Annotated in this window: 16 protein-coding genes and 1 pseudogene; 13 read left to right on the top strand and 4 right to left on the bottom strand. The window is 45.4% G+C overall.

Annotated features, from left to right (window positions below; all coding sequences use genetic code 11):
- Positions 1-2: 2 nt before the first annotated feature.
- Genes GOM71_RS02850 through ptsP form a run of 4 tightly spaced genes read left to right on the top strand, consistent with a single transcriptional unit; the run spans position 3 to position 3,888 of the window.
- Positions 3-1,394 carry a PTS fructose transporter subunit IIC gene (locus tag GOM71_RS02850; RefSeq protein WP_156278248.1) on the top strand — a complete coding sequence of 464 codons (1,392 nt, stop codon included), beginning with the start codon at positions 3-5 and terminating at the stop codon, positions 1,392-1,394.
- Position 1,395: 1 nt separating this feature from the next.
- Entirely contained in the window at positions 1,396-1,848 is a 453-nt protein-coding gene (locus GOM71_RS02845; protein WP_156278247.1) for a PTS sugar transporter subunit IIA, read from the top strand.
- 9 nt (positions 1,849-1,857) lie between these two features.
- The gene (locus tag GOM71_RS02840; RefSeq protein ID WP_367649442.1) at positions 1,858-2,142 is read left to right on the top strand and encodes an HPr family phosphocarrier protein; all 285 of its coding nucleotides are present in this window, start codon (positions 1,858-1,860) and stop codon (positions 2,140-2,142) included.
- Positions 2,143-2,175: 33 nt separating this feature from the next.
- A complete protein-coding gene (gene ptsP / locus GOM71_RS02835) occupies positions 2,176-3,888 on the top strand; it encodes a phosphoenolpyruvate--protein phosphotransferase (RefSeq protein WP_156278245.1) in 1,713 nt (570 codons plus the stop codon).
- A gap of 101 nt (positions 3,889-3,989) precedes the next feature.
- Here the strand turns inward: ptsP and GOM71_RS02830 are convergent, their stop codons facing one another.
- Complete coding sequence (locus GOM71_RS02830; RefSeq protein WP_156278244.1) at positions 3,990-5,132, bottom strand: Fic family protein; 1,143 nt, start codon at positions 5,130-5,132, stop codon at positions 3,990-3,992.
- Between the two features lie 421 nt (positions 5,133-5,553).
- On the opposite strand from GOM71_RS02830, the gene GOM71_RS02825 reads away from it, so the two are divergent.
- Positions 5,554-7,992: a TOTE conflict system archaeo-eukaryotic primase domain-containing protein gene (locus GOM71_RS02825; RefSeq protein WP_367649441.1), complete on the top strand. Its 2,439-nt coding sequence runs from the start codon at positions 5,554-5,556 to the stop codon at positions 7,990-7,992.
- A gap of 65 nt (positions 7,993-8,057) precedes the next feature.
- Here the strand turns inward: GOM71_RS02825 and GOM71_RS25090 are convergent.
- Positions 8,058-8,177: pseudogene (locus tag GOM71_RS25090) on the bottom strand (Rieske (2Fe-2S) protein); the annotation flags it as partial.
- 521 nt (positions 8,178-8,698) lie between these two features.
- Here GOM71_RS25090 and GOM71_RS02815 point away from each other — a divergent pair.
- The 7 genes from GOM71_RS02815 to GOM71_RS02785 all read left to right on the top strand — a co-directional run bounded on the left by GOM71_RS02815 (position 8,699) and on the right by GOM71_RS02785 (position 17,947).
- Complete coding sequence (locus GOM71_RS02815) at positions 8,699-10,351, top strand: sensor histidine kinase (protein WP_216651697.1); 1,653 nt, start codon at positions 8,699-8,701, stop codon at positions 10,349-10,351.
- A gap of 4 nt (positions 10,352-10,355) precedes the next feature.
- Complete coding sequence (locus GOM71_RS02810; protein ID WP_156278241.1) at positions 10,356-11,954, top strand: response regulator; 1,599 nt, start codon at positions 10,356-10,358, stop codon at positions 11,952-11,954.
- Positions 11,955-11,974: 20 nt separating this feature from the next.
- Entirely contained in the window at positions 11,975-12,997 is a 1,023-nt protein-coding gene (locus tag GOM71_RS02805) for a LacI family DNA-binding transcriptional regulator (RefSeq protein WP_156278240.1), read from the top strand.
- A gap of 248 nt (positions 12,998-13,245) precedes the next feature.
- Positions 13,246-14,646 (top strand): sugar ABC transporter substrate-binding protein, encoded by a 1,401-nt coding sequence (locus GOM71_RS02800; RefSeq protein ID WP_156278239.1) that lies wholly within the window; start codon positions 13,246-13,248, stop codon positions 14,644-14,646.
- 197 nt (positions 14,647-14,843) lie between these two features.
- The gene (locus GOM71_RS02795) at positions 14,844-15,701 is read left to right on the top strand and encodes a carbohydrate ABC transporter permease (RefSeq protein WP_156278348.1); all 858 of its coding nucleotides are present in this window, start codon (positions 14,844-14,846) and stop codon (positions 15,699-15,701) included.
- Positions 15,698-16,567 (top strand): carbohydrate ABC transporter permease, encoded by an 870-nt coding sequence (locus GOM71_RS02790; protein ID WP_253944661.1) that lies wholly within the window; start codon positions 15,698-15,700, stop codon positions 16,565-16,567. The genes GOM71_RS02795 and GOM71_RS02790 overlap by 4 nt, the downstream gene beginning before the upstream one ends.
- A gap of 39 nt (positions 16,568-16,606) precedes the next feature.
- The gene (locus tag GOM71_RS02785; protein WP_156278238.1) at positions 16,607-17,947 is read left to right on the top strand and encodes a GH1 family beta-glucosidase; all 1,341 of its coding nucleotides are present in this window, start codon (positions 16,607-16,609) and stop codon (positions 17,945-17,947) included.
- A 61-nt stretch (positions 17,948-18,008) separates the two neighbouring features.
- Here GOM71_RS02785 and bglS read toward each other — a convergent pair whose 3' ends face one another.
- Together bglS and GOM71_RS02775 are read right to left on the bottom strand one after the other, a co-directional pair.
- Positions 18,009-18,785 (bottom strand): beta-glucanase, encoded by a 777-nt coding sequence (bglS, locus tag GOM71_RS02780; protein ID WP_156278237.1) that lies wholly within the window; start codon positions 18,783-18,785, stop codon positions 18,009-18,011.
- Between the two features lie 86 nt (positions 18,786-18,871).
- Entirely contained in the window at positions 18,872-20,437 is a 1,566-nt protein-coding gene (locus GOM71_RS02775) for an extracellular solute-binding protein (protein WP_156278236.1), read from the bottom strand.
- 148 nt (positions 20,438-20,585) lie between these two features.
- On the opposite strand from GOM71_RS02775, the gene GOM71_RS02770 reads away from it, so the two are divergent.
- Entirely contained in the window at positions 20,586-20,948 is a 363-nt protein-coding gene (locus GOM71_RS02770) for a DUF423 domain-containing protein (RefSeq protein WP_156278235.1), read from the top strand.
- Positions 20,949-21,050 lie beyond the last annotated feature (102 nt).

Below are 21,050 nucleotides of genomic sequence, written 5' to 3'. Positions count from 1 at the left end.
CAATGAAGAAAATTATCGCTGTAACAGCTTGTCCTACGGGCGTTGCGCATACGTACATGGCTGCGGAATCACTTGTGAAAGCGGCAAAAGAGAAACAAATCGAGCTGAAGGTCGAAACCCGCGGCGCGGTTGGCGTTGAAAATGAGATCACGGAACAGGAAATCGCTGAAGCGCATGCTGTCATCCTTGCGGCCGATACGGATGTGCTGGAATCCCGTTTTGCAGGAAAGCCGGTTGTAAAGGTCCGTGTTGCCCAAGCGATCAAAGATCCAAAAGGATTAATTGAACAAGCGTTAAATATGCAGGCTTCTGAACCTAATGATTATCTTAAGCAAGTAGATAAATCTAAAGCGGAACGCAGCTCTTCGCGAACAGGCGCTTACAAGCATCTGATGACCGGCGTTTCGGCGATGCTGCCGCTCGTTGTGGCGGGTGGATTGCTGATTGCTCTTTCCTTCATTTTCGGAATCGAGGCCTTTAAAGAAGAAGGAACGCTGGCAGCAGCATTGATGAGTATTGGCGGAGGCGCCGCTTTTGCACTTATGGTTCCCGTTCTTTCCGGTTTTATCTCGTTCTCTATTGCCGAGAAGCCTGGACTTGCTCCGGGATTGGTTGGAGGGATGCTGGCTTCCCAAATCGGCGCGGGCTTTATCGGCGGTATCGCGGCAGGCTTTTTGGCAGGTTACTTGTCGAAATGGTTGAAGCATTCCATTAAACTGCCTAAAAACCTGGAAGGCTTGAAGCCGATCTTATTGATTCCGTTAATTGCAACGGCGGTTACAGGCTTGTTGATGGTATTTGTTATCGGGGAACCCGTTAAATTTATTATGGACAGCTTGACGGAGTGGCTAAAGTCGCTTGGTTCTACAAATGCTATTCTATTAGGATTGCTGCTTGGCGCAATGATGGCCTTCGATATGGGCGGTCCGGTCAACAAAGCGGCTTATACCTTTGCGGTAGGGCTTCTGGCTAGTGATGTATTTGGCCCAATGGCAGCGGTGATGGCAGCGGGAATGACGCCTCCGCTCGGATTATGGCTCGCAACGATGCTGGCACCTAAAAAGTTCACGCAAGATGAGAAGGATGGCGGCAAATCCGCAGCCGTGCTTGGGATTTCCTTTATTACGGAGGGAGCGATTCCTTTTGCCGCTGGCGATCCGTTCCGTGTCATTCCGTCCCTAATGGTCGGCTCGGCTGTTACGGGAGCGCTATCCATGCTGTTTGGAGCAACACTGCGAGCGCCTCATGGCGGCATTTTCGTACTGCCGATTCCGAACGCAGTATCCCATTTGGGCTTGTACGCTCTAGCCATTCTAATCGGAACCGTCGTTACAGCCTTGATGGTAAGTATTTTGAAAAAACCGGTGAAACAAGAAGTAGCAGGAGGGGTTTAATATGAACGTAAGTACACTGCTGGACAAACAATCGATCTTAATTCCTTTGGATATTACGGACAAATCGGAATGCATGCAAGCAATGGTGGACGCTCTGGCGCAATCCGGATGCGTTACCGATAAGTCTGCCTATCTTGAAGCCGTTATGAACCGCGAGAAGACGGGTTCTACCGGAATTGGCTTTGGAGTAGCTATCCCGCATGGCAAATCCGCCGGAGTCAGCAAGCCCGGCTTAGCCTTTGCGAAGCTGGCGAAGCCGACAGACTGGGATTCGCTTGATGGAGAGCCCGTATCCGTTGCCTTTATGATCGCGGTACCGGAAGCAGCGGCAGGTAACGAGCATCTGCAAATTCTGATTGCAATATCGCGCAAATTAATTGATGAGGAATTCCGCAATAAACTGTTCGCCGTTCAGGATTCAGAGGAATTGATCGGCTTGCTGCAAACGATATAGAAGAAGGAAATGGAGAAAAATATGTTAACTACAGAAGTAACTATTCGTAATACGACGGGCTTTCATATACGGCCAGCACAATTGTTTACGGAGCAGGCGGCAAAGTTTCAATCACAAGTAAACATTTTGCTTAAAGATCAAGGAGTGAAAGTAGACGGCAAAAGCATTTTGGGACTCATGACGCTGGGACTTGCGCAAGGAAGCGTCATTGAGATTTCTGTCGATGGCCCTGATGAAGAGAAAGCGTTGGAATCGCTTGTGCAGCTGGTTGAAGGCGGATTTGGAGAGGTTTAACAACAGCGTGAAAACGGAGAGGAGGCCCGGGAGTTGAACATTCAAGGCTTAGGGGTTTCAGAAGGCATTAAAATAGGAAAAGCGTTTGTCTATTCGCCTGTGCGTCTGGAGGATGTCAAAGATCTCAAAACCGATGATCCGGACAAGGAAGCGGGCCTGCTTCATACCGCCAAAACGCTATGTTTAGCCGATTTGGACGCTTTAGTTGCACGGGCGAATGATATTCTCGGAGAAGAGAAGGCTGTTATTCTCAAAGGCCAGGTCAGTATGCTGAATGATCCTTCTTTTTTTCCGCCCATGGAGAAATTGATTCATAACGAAAAGTGGACGGCGGAAACGGCAGTCCGTATGGTGACGTTACAGACGGCTGGCCTATTCGAAAGCATGGCGAGTGAATATATGCGGGAACGGGCTGCGGATGTTCGGGATGTGGGCAGCAGGCTGCTCTCGTATGTACGGGGACGGCAGGGAAGCCAATTATCCGATATTCAGGAAGAAGTCATTATCGTCGCAGACGATCTGTCCCCCTCCGATACCGTTCAATTGGATAAGCAGTTCATACTTGGTTTTGTTACCCGAATTGGCGGCAAAACCTCGCATACGGCGATCTTGGCGAACTCATTGGGCATAGCGGCTATTCTGGGAGCAGGAAGCAGCATTGAACAAATTAAGGACGGCGATTTGCTCGCGATTGATGGGGCAACCGGCATTTGTATCGTAAACCCCGATATCGAGACGATTGAGGATGTGCGGGAGAAGATGCGTCTTCAAGAAGAATCCCGCCAACAATTGCTAGCCTATGCGGATAAAGCAGCGGTCACTGCAGATGGCTTTAAGGTCGAAATCGCAGCGAATATTGGAACGCCCGAAGAGGCAATCGGCCTGCTGGACACAGGAGCGGAAGCAGTCGGTTTGTACCGTACGGAGTTTTTGTTCATGAGCCGCAGCAGTATGCCGGACGAAGAAACGCAATTTCAAGCTTATAAATCTGTGGCGGAAGCGATGCAGGGACGTCCCGTCATTATTCGGACGCTCGATATCGGTGGCGATAAAGAGCTGCCTTATTTGGAGCTTCCTCATGAGCTGAACCCTTTTCTAGGCTATCGCGCGATTCGATTATGTCTCGATCGTCCGAATCTGCTGGTCACTCAGCTGCGGGCTATTCTGCGGGCCAGCGCTTACGGCAATCTCAAAGTGATGTTTCCGATGATTTCGGGGCTTGAAGAGTGGAGAAAAGCAAAGGGGATTTTCGAAGAGGTCCGGGAGCAGCTTCGTTCTGAGGCCGTCCTGATGGCGGATAAGATAGAAGTCGGCATTATGATCGAAATTCCGTCCGCGGCGCTTCAAGCCGACCGTTTCGCCAAGGAAGTCGATTTCTTCAGCATCGGCACGAATGACTTGGTTCAATACACGCTTGCCGTGGACCGAATGAACGAGAAGGTCTCATATCTGTACGATTACTTCCACCCGGCAGTCATTCGGCTCATCAAACAAGTAATTGACGCATCCGACCGACATGGCAAATGGACAGGCATGTGCGGAAGCATGGCCGGAGATCCATTGGCAGCGCCGTTATTAATGGGCTTGGGGCTGCATGAATGGAGCATGTCTCCATCCGCCACTCAAAAGATTAAGCGCCAAATTATCCATTTAACCCGCAGTGATTGTCAGGCGCTTGCCGAACGAATCCTGGATATGGATACGCCGGCAGAGGTTCGCAGAGCATTAGAGGCTTATCAAAAGTAACTGTTATCGTAAAATCATTCCAACAAAAGCACCGTGTATACAGCCTAAGAGCTGTTTATACGGTGCTATTTTTATTTAACATGGACAGGGGTTCATTTCGGTTAATCCACTATACAGACGATATATTCTCCGCGACCGTTTCCTGACTTGATAACACCTAAGTCCTTAAGTTTTGTAATATTCTTGGCAATACTTGAGGAAGAAGCTTCTAGAGTATTGTCAAACAATTGTCTATGAAATATCTCTTCGTCATCCATTCTGCTAATCAATTCGAACATTGTTTTTGCATGCCCTCTACCTAGCAATTCGCGAATATGTTTTATTCTATCGTAACGTTGCAGTTCTTTGAGAACCTTGGTAAGTGATGCATTGACGCACTCTAGATAAAAAACAATGAATGGTTTTAGGTTACCTTGAGTCGCAGCCATGAGTGTATCATAATAATCTTCGATTCTTTTATCAAAGAATTCTTCTACACTAAATGCATCCTTTATTGTGGCAAGGTCGTTGTGTATTAAACCAACCAAAGTAGAAAATGCCCTAGCTGTTCTTCCATTACCATCGGGAAAAGGATGGATGTAACCTATTAAATGATGAGTAATTCCAGAAATGATGAGGGGATGGAGCTTTTTATCAAGATTGGCATTTGTCGTCTCATATGGGTTTGTATATCCGGTTACACTAGTGTAAAGCCAAGAAAAGTAAGCCCGCATGAGGCGCGGAACTTCATTAAATGCTGGAGGTTGGTAACTGACATGCCCATCACCATCTTGAAGAGCTACCGGAATATTTCTATATCCTACTGGATAACCGGTTAAGTCGTTCATTAAAGTATATTGTATTTTTTTTAGTACAGGTTCATCCATGTCGGAAAAATCTTTGTTTGGATCTAAGCTATAAATATACTCATAAGTCTCAAAGACGTTTTTAACTTCGATTTGTGCTTTTTGTTTAATGGTCAGTGGATTCTTTTTGTAATTCTGATAAAGTTGTACTACCTCTTTGAACTCCAGTTTATTCTGCTCAATTTTGGTAGTAAAGTGTGCTGTTCTAACCATAGAGTTACGTAAGATAGTAGGCGTTAAGGGATGGCTTTTTAAACCGAGTCTTGCTAATGCCCCTATATTTCTCTCTGCCTCTAGGATGAGTTGTTGTATTTCATAATCAAAGGGATTGATATTCGGATGAAAGACTAATCTGTCTTCCGAAGTATCGAAGTGCTCATATGCAAATATATAAGTCATTTTTACACCGCCTTTTACACGTGAAAACCCAATTAAATCAATGGATTCATCTTATTTTTATTATACTCAATTACACCTATTATGTACATCTTTGGATGCTGTTAAACTAGCCCATTTATTCTTTTGAAAAGTTGCCATCATAAATGTAAGTTGATTATCTTTTTATACTCCTGCATGTGAAGTAATGGAGGAATATATGTTTGAAAGAGGGATTTTAGAATTTAAGAACTAAGCAGTTTCTTAAAACGATATTAACATCACACTCCGGCGAATTGTGGTTTTGCACAGCCACGGCTCGCCTCCACCATGTAAATCCGCAACCGCATGAGGTTGTGGATTTTTGCTTTCATGAGTCTATAATATTAAATATAAGGTGCACAAATATAATGAATATTTGTTTTATTCGTTAGGGAGCGTAAACGTGGAAAACATACAGCAAAAGTATGAAGAGGCTTTGGCGGAAATAGAAAAACTCAAACAGGAGATCAATTCCCTTAGGCACCATATAAGGAAGATTTCGCTGGAGACTAATTGGGTAATTCAGGGAAGTCAAGAAGACGGCGATGCAAATGTTGAAGTTATCCTGCCCGTGCAAGAATCTACTCCTTCCACAGTTCATCGTCTCTCTAACGTGGAAGCGAAACTGGCGTTGTATAAAAGTTATTTTCGCGGTCGAGAGGACGTCTATCCTATTCGCTGGAACGGGAAGAATGGCAAGTCAGGTTATTCACCGGTTTGCGGCAATGAATGGACAGCCGTCTGTCAGAAGCCAAAAGTAAAATGCTCAGTATGTACCCATCAGCGCTTCCTTCCAATAACGGATGATGTGTTATCCAGACACCTGGATGCACGCGAGGATCGAACGATTGGAATATATCCGATGTTAGAGGATGAAACTTGCTGGTTTTTGGCTATGGATTTTGACAAGAAGAATTGGAAAGATGATGCTCTTGCTGTTATGCAGGTGTGTAAGCATCATAATATCCCAGCGGCCTTAGAACGTTCCCGGTCAGGGAATGGAGGTCATATATGGATTTTCTTCATGGATCCGATTGCTGCCTGTTTGGCAAGGCAATTAGGCACTCTATTATTATCTTTAACGATGAGGCAAAGATATCAACTTACTCTGGATTCCTATGATCGATTATTTCCTAATCAGGACACCCTTCCCAAGGGGGGATTTGGTAATCTTATTGCCCTGCCGCTCCAAGGTGGACCACGTAAAAATGGAAATAGCACCTTCGTGGATGAGTCCCTTGTACCTTATGAGGATCAATGGCGTTTTCTCTATGAACTTGGGAAAATGTCCGAAAAGGATGTAATGCGTTTCATTCAAGAAAATCGCTCTGCAGATCAATATAGTGCGAATTTCTTGCACACTAGTGATGAAGAAGATCAACAGCCATGGGAGTCAAGCATTATAGCGGATTCTGAACAAATACCAGACTCCTTACCGCAGAATATTTCGGTCATCTTGTCGGACAGGCTATATATCGAGAAGAAGGATCTTACGCCTATCGTAATCCATCGCATTATGAGAATGGCGTCCTTCTCGAATCCGGACTTTTATAAAACACAAGCAATGCGTCTTTCCACTTACGGAAAGCCGAGAGTGATTTCTTGCGCAGAGATCCTTTCGCAATATATCGTGTTGCCAAGGGGATGTCTAAGTTCGGTTACTGATTTTATTCAAAAGAATCATTCATCTATTCAACTTGAAGATAATCGTTTTGCGGGTCGTTCTATCCAAGCTAAGTTTGTTGGGCAACTAACGACATTACAGGACACTGCAGCTCGCTCGATTCTAGTGCACGATACTGGAGTTCTATCGGCGGCCACAGGATTTGGAAAAACAGTAGTGGCAGCAAGTATTGTTGCAAATCGAAAGGTAAACACCCTTATTCTTGTTCATCGCAGAGAACTAATGGAGCAGTGGAAAGAGCGGTTTCAAACATTTTTAGACATGCCAAAAGGATCGATTGGAACAGTCGGGGGCGGCAAAGATAACCGTACGGGGATAGTTGATATAGCCATCGTACAAAGCTTGAATTATAAGGGCATGATTAAAGAGTATGTAAGTGATTATGGACAAATTATTGTGGATGAGTGCCATCATGTCTCAGCGTTCAGCTTTGAGCAGGTGCTTAAGCAAGCTAAAGCGAAATTTATATTCGGGCTTACTGCGACACCGAAACGACAAGATGGCCAAGAGGCGATTGTAGCGATGCAGCTTGGTCCCATTCGAATGAGAATCGATACGAAGATGCTAGGCAACGTTAGAGGCTTTACTCTAACGGTTATTCCTCGATATACGATGTTTCGAATGCCTGCCGGCACTACATCTTCTGATATTCAAAATGTGTACCAGAGTCTTGTAGCGGATGAGGAACGAAATACGATGATTTTTGATGATTTGCTTAAATGTTTGGATGACGGCAGGTCACCTTTGTTGCTAGTCGAGCGCACGGTGCATGCTGAATATTTTGAGCAAAGATTGAAGGGTTTTGCGAAAAATGTAATTGTTCTGCGCGGAGGAATGGGGAAGAAGCAAAGGGAGGCAATCCGCGAGAAAATGGCGAGCATTCCGAATGATGAAGAACGAATTTTCATTGCGACCGGGAAGCTTATTGGCGAGGGCTTCGATGATCCTAGATTGGACACCTTGTTTCTGGTTCACCCGATTTCTTGGTCGGGGACTTTGCAGCAATATGCTGGCAGGCTGCACCGCGCCCATATCAACAAAGAGGAGGTCAAAATTTTTGACTACGTTGATCTCCAAGTTCCTGTTTTGATGAGCATGTACAAGAAAAGAGTGAAGGGCTATCGCAAAATGGGTTATCGAGGTGCAGAGCTGCTATGAGTTGAGTTTATCTTTTTTTGACGACTTGGATGTACAAGTTATTCAAGGAGCGTACAAGCTGCGGGCTACCGCTGCTGTACGCTCCTTTTATTTTTACTCCTTATGGGTCTTAATGTTTTTTTAGCCGGTCCTTCGAGCACGTCGTCCTTATACGAGAATCGGGAACCGTGGCACGGACAGTCCCAGCAAGCCAATAAGCGAGCGTTAATGCCGGTAATGCCGCCGCCGACGACGCATACGTCGATATCAACGTCGGACGACAGCGGCTCGAATGACGGCTGTTCAGTCGAAGTGAGCCAGAATGATGATGGCTGCTCGGGTAGCCCAGACGGGGATATCCGTTGATTGTTGTCCATGGATTGTAAACTCCCAATAGTGTATTTTTTCACTATTATTCTGTTACCCAATATTATTATGGGGAATTAGAGAAAGGAGAGGGAGCGAGGCCAGTCGTAGGCGTGTTGCCTTTATATGTGCAGGATTTAATACTTACAGATCAAGGATCACTATAACTCGAATTTAACTTTTGTGCGATTTTTTTTACAAAATATCGATTTCCAGTATGTAATTCATGTCGTGCTTATTTTTATTTATTGAATGATTAAGTATGATAGCATTATCACGTATGTATTCGAGGGTGAATCTCATGCAGCTAACTATATTCAAATGGAAACTAAAGCTAACACTATTTATAAAATTTGTAGCATTGCTTGTCATTTTCCAAGGAATTATTATTACCTTGAACGGCAACTCCCATCGGGTAAGCGTTCAAGTCATCGAACAGGACATTCGCACATCCTATTATAACCAATTGCTCTTCTTCATGTCTCAAGTAGAAAATCAGGTAGATCAGCTGGCGGTCAATGTGTTGGAACTAGAAGAGGATCCCACGATAAGGCAATATTTGAATTCATCCATATCGGAAGATTTATTTGATGCGAATAAGCTTAGGTTAGATGTTCTTCAGAAAATTAAGCTGCAAAGCGCATCTACCAACTGGCCTATTGATATTTCAATCTATTCTTTATCGAGAAAAGAAGTCATATCGACAAAAGCAGGAGTGAGTTATGACGAACCTGTTGGATCGCTGGCAGAAGAGCAGGGAGAACGAGTATGGCGATATAAAAAAGAAAATGGGCAGAGCTCCGGTTACTTCTATACGGATCGCATAGGCGGTCAATATTTAATTGAGGCTCGATTTCCCGATACGTATATTCGAAATATGATTGACAACTACACGCAGGACCCCAAGCGTACGACCCTATTGTATCACTCTTCATTCGGTTTCATTGGGGCGGGCGATGAGGCTCAGCCTTACCTTGAACAAAGCTGGAGAGAGCAAGAGCCTGTTCTAGGCAGCCGTATTATCGAAAGTGATAAGCAGCCTATACTTGTAAGCACTGTAAAGACCGAAAGCCTAGGCTGGTACTTAATCGATTACATTCCGTTATCCGAAGTCGTTATGCCTATTCAAGAGAGCCGGAATTTTTTTATATTAGGTACGGTGACCTTGCTGCTCTTGGGTATTATGATCGCGCTGCTCGCATACCGACAAGTACAGACTCCGATTAATCAACTCATGTTAAAAATAAAAGACATTCGTACAGGCAAATATGCTTCCCGATTGGATTCGAATCGGAAAGATGAATTTGAAGCTGTATTTACGGGGTTTAACAGTATGGCCAATCGGATCCAGGAATTAATTGAAACCGTTTATGAAGAAAAGCTGCGCACCAAGGAAGCGGAACTCAAGCAGCTGCAATCGCAGATCAATCCGCATTTCCTATATAATTGTCTATTCTACATTAAGAATATGGCAAAGCTAGGTGCTGAGGAAGAGGTGGTCGCAATGGCATTGAACCTCGGAGAGTATTATCGCTATACGACAAGACTGGAGAATCCTATGGCAACGCTGGAAGAAGAGCTGCAGCTTGTACGAAACTACTTAACGATTCAATCCATGCGGGCGAAGCGGTTCCAATACGAAATTCAAATCGATGATGGTTTGCTCCCATTTCAAATACCAAGACTGTTGATTCAGCCTCTTGTGGAGAATGCGATTATCCATGGAGTCGCTCCTAAAGAGGACGGCGGCATGATTCGAATAACCGGAACCTTTATTCCGGGAGGCTTCTTGCTTCGGGTTGAAGATGCAGGAATTGGAATGAACAACATGCAATTGGAGAAGCTGGGCGCCAAGATGAAACAGCCGTTGTCGGAAGAATCGGGATACGGGATATGGAATACGCATCAAAGGGTAAAGAATATTTTTCATGAAGGTTCAGGACTGGAATTTGAAGCATCGGAGTTAGGCGGGCTTCTAGTTACCATTCGTTGCATTGTACATCAAGAGGAGTGAAGCAATGTTAAGTTTGCTTATCGTAGATGACGAATCGTCAGTTGTGGATACATTAGCGTATACAATAGATTGGGAACAGCTTAATATCGATACGGTGTATAGGGCATATTCGGCTAATGAAGCGCTGCAGTTGATGACGATGCATTCAATTGATATTATGATCGCCGATATTTATATGCCCGGTATGTCGGGAATTGAGCTCATCGAGCAAGTGTATAAGCACCACAAGCATGTAAAATCGGTATTGTTGTCCGGATATGCTGAGTTTCAATATGCGAAGCAAGCGATGGCCTTCAATGTGTACGACTACTTGCTTAAGCCGGCAAGCGACGAAGAGGTTCTAAGAGTAATTGGAAGAGTAGCGCAGCAAGTGAGACAGGAATGGCAGGAAGTGGTTTCCCATGATCGGGTTGTTCATACGTTAAAAGAAAGCCTGCCGGTGCTGAAAGACAAGCTGTTGAACGAATTGCTCGTCATTCAGCATTCCAAGGAGTCGTTAACCCATTTGCTCGATTTGTACGAAGTGCCGTTTCAAATCGGAAATTCGATTAACATCATGTTAATTCGGCTGGAGGAAAGCTTTGCTGAATATAACGACAGAGATATTTATTTGCTCGAATATGCCATTATGAACATTGCTGACGAGGTATTTAAGGATTCTTTCAAGCTCTGGTCCTGCAGAGACTCGAATAACTACCTCGTCATATTAGCGCAGGGAAGAACGGCCCTATCGCAAAGTGAGGAAGCCAAAAAAATGGAGTCGCTCTCCCTTCAATTGCAGCGTAATATCGGTCTTTATTTGAAAAGGGTGGTTTCGATTCTCTTAAGCAGGAGCGGAATATTCCCGGATGATATTTATTCCTTATACAGTCATCTGATTAACCTGGTAAGGAGCCGGCTTGGCAACGAATCGGGCTGCTTTATTCCCGGGGATATCCCGGAAGCCGAACTGGAATTTCATCCCGTGCATCTTCTTCATGAAACGCCGACATTTCACCATTTGCTAGACAGCCATCAGTGGGATGCGTTCACCTTGAAGTTGGATCAAGTATTGAATACGCTTAAGCAGCAATCCAATTTATCTGAGGAGCATGTTCAAGAGGCCAATATGGTTATAACCGGCGCATTTTATCATTATGCGCATAAACATAACCGGCTGCTTAGCGAGCTGGTAGGAAGCGCTGATATTCTTGACCGTACGGTGCGCTCCGTGCATCATTTATCGGAATGGGCGTATTTTGTCTTAGACAAAATCAAAACAAACGCTTTGGTGGAAAAGAGAAGCTCCAAGGAAAAATTAATATGGAAAGTTAATGATTATATTGCTAGAAATATTGGAACAATCTCTTTGCAAACGATTGCGGATGCCGTATATTTGCATCCGGTGTATTTGTCACGTCTCTATAAAGCGGAGACGGGACAGAGCATAAGCGATTACATCCATGCACAACGTATGGAGAAAGCGGCGCATATGCTCAAACAAGATTCGGTTCGAATCTATGAAATATCAGAAAGCTTGGGATTTAAGAATGCGGCGTACTTTAGCAAGGTGTTCAGGGAGCAATTCGGAATGACGCCGCAGGAATATAGAGATCAAATTTAAGCGGAGTGGAAGTGAGCAAGATGATTACAATATATGATATCGCTAAGCGGGCAGGGGTCTCATCGGCAACGGTCTCCAGGGTCATTAATGGACGTCCGGATGTAAGCAGGAAAACACGTGCCTTGATTCTAGAGATTATGGATGAACTAGGTTATCACCCGAATGCAACGGCAAGGGGGCTTGCCATGAAGAAGTCCAAGATGATTGGCGTGTTTAGTCATGATCATCTTCATTCCGGACTGGTGCATCCTTTCCTGCAGGATGTGTTATCCAGCTTTCAGCATATCGTTGGAGCGAAAGGCTACGACTTGCTGATCTTTACGAACGATAACACAGATGCGATCGAGGAAAATCATTTTGAGATACGCGCTAGACAGCGGGATGTAGACGGGATCCTTCTATTCGGCATTGCCAGAGACGACAAGCAGCTCGAACAGCTTGTCAAAAGCGGAATACCGTGTATTTCCGTCGATTTGGACGTATATGGCCCGAGGGCGGGATACGTAACAACGGATAATGTAGCGGGCTCCATTATGGCAGTTCAACACTTATATTCGCAGGGTCATCGGCAAATTGCGTTTATTGCAGACATCTTCAACAGCAAGCCGGGGCAAGACCGATTTAAGGGCTTTCAGCAAGCGATGCGGTCATTAGGCTGCAAGATTAACCCAGGCTGGATTACGCATGCCGATTTTAGCGAAAACGGAGGCTGCGAGGCGGTAAATAAGCTGATTGCCTCCGGAAGTATGCCGACAGCGATTGTTTGCGCAAGCGACTCTATGGCTATTGGAGCCAAGAATGCGCTAGAGGAATACGGCTACGAAATCGGCAGAGGCATTTCCATCGTTGGGTATGACGATATATTAGCCCTGAATTACATTAAGCCAGGCATTACGACAATAAGGCAAAATCGTAACGAGTTGGGAAGAGCGGCTGCTCTCGCATTGCTTGAGCTCATCGATAATGAAAATGCCGTTCCGCAAATCATTCTGGTCCCGCCGGATATCGTCATTCGGCAAAGTGTGGAAAATCTCAATCCATAATCGTAACCGGTTACGGAAATGGACGGGAAAGTGTTATCAAATTCGTAGAAAAGTTGATAAAGAGTTATTTAGGCTTTACCGATTACTGATTACAATAAAAGTACATCGCAGGACACGTATGAAAATGATGATTTAACGAATCAGTTGCATAATGCTGCAGGTTGTGCGGCGGACATTCGTTATTTTCGTAACCGGTTACGAAAAATCTGCGATTACCTAAACCAAGAATCAGAATCGGGGGAACCGAGATGGGGAAAAAGAGAGCAAGTCTGACACTTCTAGTAATCATGGCATTGATGAGCACGCTCCTGGCGGCATGCGGCGGATCCAACAATGAATCCGGCACTAAAGCAAACCAGACGGAGAAATCGGCAGAGGGCAGCAATACTTCGGATGCAGGAAAGAAAGAGGACGTCACCTTAACCGCATGGATTATGCCAAACAGCCCTAAGCCGGAAGAAGAATTCATGGAGCTGGTTAAGCCCTATCTGGAACAAAATCCGAATGTGAAAATTAAAGCGACGGTATTGGACTGGGGCTCAGCGTGGACCAAAATTACGACAGCGGCAACAAGCGGCGAAGGTCCTGACTTGCTTCAATTGGGAACGACTTGGGTGCCTGCGATTGCAGCGATGAACGGTATTGAGGATCTAACCTCCCGCATTGCCGATGTAGGCGGCGAAGAAAGCTATTTGCCGGCAAGCTGGAATACGACAAAAATTGACGGAAAACCAGAAGTGTACGGCGTTCCTTGGTTTGTAGACGCAAGAGCGATGTTCTACAGAACGGATGCATTCGAGAAAGCTGGCGTAGATCCGAAGACGGCGTTTAAAGATTGGGACAGCCTCAAGGAAGCTATGAAGAAGCTGAACGGCGTCGAAATCGCTGGGAAGAAGATGGCGGCATTCGGCCTCTCCGGCAAGAATGACTGGAACGTGCCGCATAATATTTTCCCTTGGGTTTGGGCAGCGGGCGGAAAAATATACACCGATGGAAATAAGGAAGCGGCGTTCAATAGCGCGGAAGCCTTGAAGGGCGTTATGTATTATACAGGACTGGCGCATGAGGGGCTTGTTGACAAAACCTCCCTGGAGAAGAACTCCGCTCAGGTCGAATCCGACTTCGCCGAAGGCAAATCCGCAATCATCGTTTCAGGCGCATATATGGTGAAGAATTTGAACACGCCTGCAGATAAAGGCGGTATGGGCGATAAGGAAGCTGCGAAAAACTTTGCGGTAGCTCCGCTGCCGGCGGGTCCTGCTGAGCAATCCACCTTTATTGGCGGCAGCAACTTGACGATCTTTAAAGGATCCAAAAATAAAGATGCGGCTTGGGATGTGATCAAGTATTTGTCCACGGATGAGGCTCAATTGAATTACTCCAAATTTACGGGCAACCTGCCTGGTAAGAAGTCGGTTATCGATTCTCTCGGGGCAGACCCTAACTTTGCTTCATTCGTTGAAGCGACGAAATATGGCAAGTCTTACCCTTCCATCCCGCAATGGGGGCCGACGGAGACTGCTCTTGTCAAATATTTCGGAAACATCTGGGACATTGTAGCTGGTGTCAGCGGAACCTATAGCGAAGCTTCTGTACAGGAGCAACTGAATGCCGCTGCGAAGGAAGTTAACGCAATTCTGAATCAATAAAGAGTATAGGATGATTCTATTGTGTGCTATCGGGCCTATTGCCTGATAGCACACTTCATTAGAGGGAAGGGATACATTTGGAAACGAGAACAGCAACAGTTAATACTCCCCACAAGAAAACGGTTGGACAAAGGTTCAAAGCTAGTTTCAAGGAGCATCGCTTTGCGTACGGACTAATTCTCCCTACGCTTCTATTCATGATAATGGTGCATGCGATTCCTGTTGTACAAGGGATTTGGATGTCGCTGCTGAAGCTAAACCAATTTACGTTAGGCGAGTACCTCAAGGCGCCATTTATCGGAATCCAGAACTATTCCGAACTTCTATTTAATGAAAATAATCCCGTAAGACAGGGATTGGGATATGCCATTCGCAATACGGCAATATACACCGTTGTGGTCACTTTTACGGTTATGGTTATTGGATTATTTGTAGCGATGCTGCTGAATAGAGAGTTCCCAGGCAGAGGAATTGCGAGGGCGGCAATGCTGCTTCCTTGGGTCGTTCCTTCTTATGTTGTAGGCATTCTATGGGGATTCATGTGGCAGAAGGAAGGTATTATCAATCATATTCTTGTCGATATTCTGCATTTGATGGATGATAAGCCCTATTGGCTAATCGGTCCGAACACAATCTGGGCCATTGTTATACCATCTGTATGGAGAAGCTGGCCGTTCCTTATGATTGTATTCCTCTCTGGACTGCAAACGATTAATGACGACCTTTACGAAGCCGCTAGAATTGATGGGGCAGGAAAGGTCAGACAGTTTTGGAACATAACCCTGCCGCTTCTAAAGCCGATCATTGCTGTTCAACTCTTGTTCCAAATCATTTATAACGTTTATTCCTATAACATTGTTGCTATGATGTTCGGAAATGGAGCAGGATACCCAGGCGAATGGGGCGACTTGCTAATGACAGCACTTCAAAGGCAGACGTTTGGCTATTGGTCGTTCGGCGCCGGAGCTGCAGCCTCGTTCTTGCTAATGCTAGGTATGCTTGTCATTGTCGGTATTTGGTACCGCATCTTTAGATCGGAGTTGAGAGCTGAATGAGTAACCGGATGAGCGCCCGAATAAAGAAAAAGTCCGGGTATTATGTATTAAATACGATCACTTGGCTAATTGTAGCCATTATGATTTTTCCTATTTACTGGATGGTTAAAATCTCATTGCACTCTAACAATGAAATTTTGGATGGAATTACTGGCTTCAGTATTCCAAAGCCGCAATGGTCGAACTATGTTGACATGTGGAAGAATATTAACTTTGCCGATTTCTTCTTGAATAGTTTAATCATTTGTACGTTGACGATGATTCTATCCTGCATGTTTGCAGTTATGGCGGGGTACGCGCTTGCCCGCTTTAAGTTCCCAGGCTCGGGGACTTTCGGAATGAGCATTATTGCAACGCAGATGATTCCGGGCATTATGTTCCTGTTGCCGATCTATCTTATGTTCCTCGCGATCAAGGAGACGATTGGACTTCCCATGATCGATACGTACTGGGGGATGGTGCTTGTTTATACCGCATTCTATACGCCAATGAGCATATGGATCATGCGCAGCTTCTTCGTGGCCATTCCTAGGGATTTGGAAGAATCGGCATTGATCGACGGATGTACGAGATTCCAAGCGTTCGTAAAAGTCATCCTCCCTCTGTCCTTCCCGGGAATTATTGCTACGTGCGTATATGTCTTCTTAACCGCTTGGGATGAGCTTTTATTCGCCTGGGTACTGACAACAACAGCAGATGTGCAGACGATTCCGGTAGGGATCCGACTATTCGTTGGTCAATACAATAACCGATACGATCTTCTGATGTCGGCAGCGACTGTAGTTACCGCGCCTATCATTATCACGTTCTTCTTAACGCAGAAGTATTTTATTCGGGGCATGACGGCTGGTGCGGTTAAAGGCTAGTTTACAGTTTATTCGTTTTGGAAAGGTTGGATGATGGAAATGAGTGAAAAACAATTCCCGCCTGGATTTATATGGGGAACGGCAACAGCTGCGTACCAGATTGAAGGAGCAGGCTCGGCGGATGGAAGGACGCCTTGTATTTGGGATGAATTTGCGGCTATTCCCGGAAAAGTATATGAAGCTCATAATGGAGACGTAGCCTGCGACCATTATTACCGCTACAAGGAAGACATCAAGCTGATTGCGGAGCTGGGCTTTAAGGCTTATAGATTCTCAATAGCTTGGCCGAGAATTTTTCCTGAGAAAGGGAAACTGAATCCCAAAGGTATTGAGTTCTACTCGAATTTGATTAAAGAACTAAAGAAATATAATATAGTACCGTCTGTTACGATCTATCATTGGGATTTGCCTCTTTGGGTTCACGAAGAAGGAGGATGGACAAATCGACAAACGGTCGAATATTTCAAGCAATTTGCAGCCGTGCTGTTTGAGCATTTCGGTGAAGAAATTCCGATGTGGATTACACATAACGAGCCTTGGTGCGCATCGTTCCTTAGCTACGGATTAGGAGTGCATGCTCCAGGGCATACAGACTGGCAGGAAGCAACAGCTGCGGCGCACCATATCCTGTTATCCCATGGCGAGGCAGTACGAATGTACCGGGAGAAGGGGTATAAGCATCAGATCGGCATCACATTGAATCTGACGTATCAAGATCCGGCGACAGACAGTGAAGACGATCGAATGGCTGCATGGAGATCCGATGGATTTACGAACCGCTGGTTTATGGATCCTGTCTTTAAGGGCCGGTATCCGGAAGATACGATGGAAATGTTCAAGAAACACAACGTTTCTTTCGAATTTATCCATGAGGGAGACTTAGAGCTGATAAGCATCCCTTGCGATTTTCTCGGTATAAATTATTATACTCGGAACATTGTCCGGAATAATCCGGAGGATCTATTCTTAGGAGGAGCTTCGGTAAGAGGACCGGGAAGCCATACGGATATGGATTGGGAAGTTTACCCCGAAGGTCTGTATGACCTGCTGACTCGATTGAAAGACGAGTATACGGATCTGCCTATCTATATTACCGAGAACGGGGCCGCCTATGCAGACCAGGTCGTAAACGGCGTCGTAAACGATGAGGAACGTATTGAATATTTCCGTCTTCATCTTAATGCTGTCGGCAAATTTATAGAGGAGGGCGGCAAGGCAGCGGGATATTTCTGCTGGTCATTTATGGACAACTATGAATGGGCCTTCGGATATTCCAAGCGATTTGGCATCACATACGTCGATTATGAAACCCAGGAGCGTATACCGAAACAGAGCGCATACTGGCTTAGATACGTGATGACGAAAAATGCGATTTCATAATTTGTGAGATAAAAAAAAGCCGTTTGCGACTATCGCAAACGGCTTTTTTCTGAACCTTGGATTATGACTGCTTATCGGCGCCGGACGGGATTTCGTCTTTGAATGGAGTAAACTTCATCCCCTCATATTCTGCGGTAATTGGAGATCCTCCGTCATAGGCTCCGAGCCATTCATCGACACCCGTGCCATTCCAAAGATTCATCATAATTTTACCTGGCGTTACAGGCAAATTCTCTGTTGCTGTATGAACAAGCTGACCGTCGATATACCACTTGATCGAATCCGTTCTCCATTCGAATGCGTAGTCATGGAATGCTTCGGAAGCATCGAATCCGAGATCGATCATCTTCTCATGTCCGCCTACGCCATTCGTGTAATAATTGAGCTGAACCTTCGTGGTATCTTTCCCTAGAAACTCGATATCGATTTCATCCCAAGCTGTGCCAAAGGAAGGGCCGGTATAAGTAAAGAAGGAGGATACGATGCCTATGTTCTTGGCAGCTTTCATACGAACTTCATATTTGCCATAGTGGTAAGTATCATACGTCTTATATTCCGAACAAAGCGATTCACCCGAATCCGTCTTCGTTAGATTCAGCTTCATGGCGTTGTCCATGAATTGAATTTGGTCTGCCGACCACGTACAACCAAACGGATTGCCGTTGCCGTAACCGTTCGATTTTTCCCATTGCTCAACATTTTGCTCCTTAAATGACTGAACCCAGGTTTCGGCCGAGGATTCCGAGAGTGAATTCTCCGGTGATTGTTCTTTCGCCGAGCATCCTGCAACAAGCAATAAGAGTACTCCCAACCATGCAATTGACCTTCTTTTAAACATCTCTTCACTCCTAGTTATAAGTATATACTTATCCTAGGGGATAGGCTTTGGCACTAACAGAGCAAACATTTAACATAAGTAATAAATTATTTACTAATTGGCACCGTGGAGCTATACCACTGGTTTACTTCCTGTTCGATCTGCATGCCCCCGTTTGCAGACCAGCGGCGAACAAACTCATCGAAGAAAGAAATATCCTTTTTGCCGTATAAAATCTGAAGATAAGTCTCATGCTCCATCTGAAGAAGCTGCTCCCATTTCTCCTTCATGGTTGGCGTAGGCGGCCCCCAAAACTCCGTTGGTTTTCTGCGGGGCAATTGGGAAATCAGCGCTTGTTTTTCTTCACGCGCTACATTTTCGTACCATCTGGATGGGATTCTAGCGCCATCGTAAGTGAGCGTATACGCAGAAACATGGACGTAGCCGCCAGGAATGAGAGTTCGGTCTGCCGTTGGCTTTCCATTGACAACGGTATAGTCATAATCTTCTGCAAGGCCATACTGGTAGCTGCCTTTCCCCATGCCCTGATTTTCGAATAAATAGTTCATGTAGGTGAATAACAGTTCAGGTTTGGCCATGTTCTTATTGATGAGTATCGCGCCATTGCGAGGCGGATTTGCTCTATAGTAAGATGTGGGGGCAGGACCTTCCGGCAGAGGGACAGCTATTATGTTGGCATCCGGATTGTTCAGCTTTAGGCTGTCCAGCGGCCAGTAACGCATCCAGTGAGGGCCAACGATAACACCGGCTTTACCTTGTGAGAATAAGGTAGCTGCCATTTCCTCATCCTGCCACATGGCCTCATCGGCAAAATATCCGGCAGATTTCCACTTTGTGAGTGTCATTAATCCTTGTTTCGCTTGCTCTTGAACGGAACCGTAGGACAGGTGTCCGCGTTCCACTTTGTTCCACTGGGAAGGAAGTGTCCCGTACATGCCGAAAACCCAGCTAATATCCGACATCCATGTATTGAATGAATGCTGCAAACTTACGGCGAGACCATAGGTGTCGTTCTTGCCGTTCCGGTCAGGGTCGCGATTCGTAAATGCGTCGAGGACTTCTTCAATTTCAGGCAAGGTTTTAGGAACGTCCAATCCTACATTTTTGAGCCAATCCTCCCTGATCCACATGATGGTATCGGAATTGTAATTATAATCGAGGATAGGGATTGCATAACGTTTCCCGTTGCGTATATAGGGATACCAGACGGAAGGGTCCTCTTGGAGGGCATCTTTCCACACCGGAGAGGCGTATTGGTCGATTAGTTCATCGACAGCCATAAACTGTCCGGAATCGATTAAGTCATGCACAATATCGGTTCTGACAGGGACGATATCGGGCATTTTCTTGCCGTTCAAGAGATGAAGCTTGAGTTTAGTCGTAAATGTGCTGTCAGGGGCTGTCCATAAATAATGGATATCGATTCCGAGATGTTCCCGCACCCACCGGAGATGCACGTTGTCTTCAATACGCTCCCCGTTCTTGAATTGAAGTGAAGGACTCAAACTGAATACGGTCGTCAATGCAGGTACCTGCGGTTGGTCCGATGGACGATTGCTGCTGGACAAGCGAGAATAAGAATAAGAGATAACTAACGTAAGTAGTACGGCAGCTATGAGTGTGATCGTGAGCTTGACCAAATTTCTTTTCATATATAGCCCCCCCTACTATTGTAGCATGGGCTACACAGGTATTGTATGTACTTTTATAAACATCTAAGTTTGACTCAACCTCATAATTCCTTCCGAGTCATGTTCATGATATGCTAGGGGACGAATAATAAAAAGAGGCGGGATTTCCATGCAAACTTTCGTTATGCTCGGCAGTATTATGATGGCTTTGGCTGTCGCCTTCGGCGCGTTCGGCGCACATGCGCTCAAAAGCAAGCTTGCCCCTGACAAGCTAAAGGTGTACGAGGTCGGCGTACTCTATCACATCGTGCATGCGCTAGGCTTGATTCTCATCGGGTTGCTTTCCAATAATTACCCGGGAGAACAGCTTATCCTAACAGCAGGCTGGTTTTTGGCAGCGGGAATTATTTTGTTCTCCGGCAGCTTGTATGTTCTGAGCCTTGTAAGAGCGCGATTTCTTGGTCCCATAACACCGCTAGGCGGACTGTCCTTCATGATCGGATGGGTGCTCGTCGTTATTGGCGTATTGTAGTTCCTAATATATTGGGGGTGTCCCATAAGTCATTAAAATGACGATGGGATCCCCCCTGTTTTATTTAGGTTAAACAGCAAACTGCACATTTCGTATTATTAG

Origin of the sequence: Paenibacillus sp. NEAU-GSW1 (assembly GCF_009737085.1) — a bacterium.
GTDB lineage: Bacteria > Bacillota > Bacilli > Paenibacillales > Paenibacillaceae > Pristimantibacillus.
Note: the sequence above shows the minus strand (reverse complement) of the source record. Positions and strands in the feature narration are given on the sequence as shown.

Bases quoted from the DNA above. Each gene is read 5' to 3' on its own strand.
- GOM71_RS02830 (WP_156278244.1), bottom strand. From the start codon at position 5,132: ATGACTTATATATTTGCATATGAGCACTTCGATACTTCGGAAGACAGA.
- GOM71_RS02770 (WP_156278235.1), top strand. From the start codon at position 20,586: ATGCAAACTTTCGTTATGCTCGGCAGTATTATGATGGCTTTGGCTGTC.
- GOM71_RS02775 (WP_156278236.1), bottom strand. From the start codon at position 20,437: ATGAAAAGAAATTTGGTCAAGCTCACGATCACACTCATAGCTGCCGTA.
- GOM71_RS02840 (WP_367649442.1), top strand. From the start codon at position 1,858: ATGGAGAAAAATATGTTAACTACAGAAGTAACTATTCGTAATACGACG.
- GOM71_RS02845 (WP_156278247.1), top strand. From the start codon at position 1,396: ATGAACGTAAGTACACTGCTGGACAAACAATCGATCTTAATTCCTTTG.
- GOM71_RS02810 (WP_156278241.1), top strand. From the start codon at position 10,356: ATGTTAAGTTTGCTTATCGTAGATGACGAATCGTCAGTTGTGGATACA.
- bglS (WP_156278237.1), bottom strand. From the start codon at position 18,785: ATGTTTAAAAGAAGGTCAATTGCATGGTTGGGAGTACTCTTATTGCTT.
- GOM71_RS02850 (WP_156278248.1), top strand. From the start codon at position 3: ATGAAGAAAATTATCGCTGTAACAGCTTGTCCTACGGGCGTTGCGCAT.
- GOM71_RS02790 (WP_253944661.1), top strand. From the start codon at position 15,698: ATGAGTAACCGGATGAGCGCCCGAATAAAGAAAAAGTCCGGGTATTAT.
- GOM71_RS02795 (WP_156278348.1), top strand. From the start codon at position 14,844: ATGATAATGGTGCATGCGATTCCTGTTGTACAAGGGATTTGGATGTCG.
- GOM71_RS02785 (WP_156278238.1), top strand. From the start codon at position 16,607: ATGAGTGAAAAACAATTCCCGCCTGGATTTATATGGGGAACGGCAACA.
- GOM71_RS02805 (WP_156278240.1), top strand. From the start codon at position 11,975: ATGATTACAATATATGATATCGCTAAGCGGGCAGGGGTCTCATCGGCA.
- GOM71_RS02800 (WP_156278239.1), top strand. From the start codon at position 13,246: ATGGGGAAAAAGAGAGCAAGTCTGACACTTCTAGTAATCATGGCATTG.